Source organism: Mesorhizobium sp. M2A.F.Ca.ET.037.01.1.1 (genome assembly GCF_003998075.1).
Lineage (GTDB): Bacteria > Pseudomonadota > Alphaproteobacteria > Rhizobiales > Rhizobiaceae > Mesorhizobium.
On the sequence record NZ_RZSA01001817.1, the window covers coordinates 1 to 434 of the forward strand.

The window sequence follows — 434 nt, forward strand, 5'->3', positions numbered from 1 at the left end:
GCATCAGGCTTCCTCGTTTTGAACGAGCTGTAGACCGGTTGAGTTGTCGGCCGAAGCATCCCGCACCTCCGAAAAGGTGCTCACGATCACCTGAAATCGCTGCTCACGATCGTCTGAAATCGTTGCTCATGATCCCGTGAAATCCGTGCTAACGATGCGGTGAAATCCGTGCTCACCATCGCCTGAAATACGCAAAACTGATCAAGTCCCAGCCGAAGAAGGGTTCGCCCATCGTCGACGAGGCGTTGTTGCGCATCGCCGCCCTCTACAAGATCGAGGACAGCATCCCAGGTTGTGATCCCGATCATCGCCGGGCTGTCCGCCAGAACCTGTCCCGCCCGCTGGTGGACGAGTTCTTCACTTGGCTGACAGCTCAGGCCGCACGGATCTCGCGCAAGTCCGACCTCGGCGAGGCCATGGCCTATATGCTGAAA

Annotated in this window: 1 protein-coding gene; it reads left to right on the forward strand. The window is 57.8% G+C overall.

All coding sequences use genetic code 11. The features are described 5' to 3' along the window. Positions 1 to 164: 164 nt before the first annotated feature. Positions 165 to 434: transposase (locus EOA27_RS39965; RefSeq protein ID WP_281059540.1), on the forward strand; the 270-nt coding region annotated here is incomplete at its 3' end.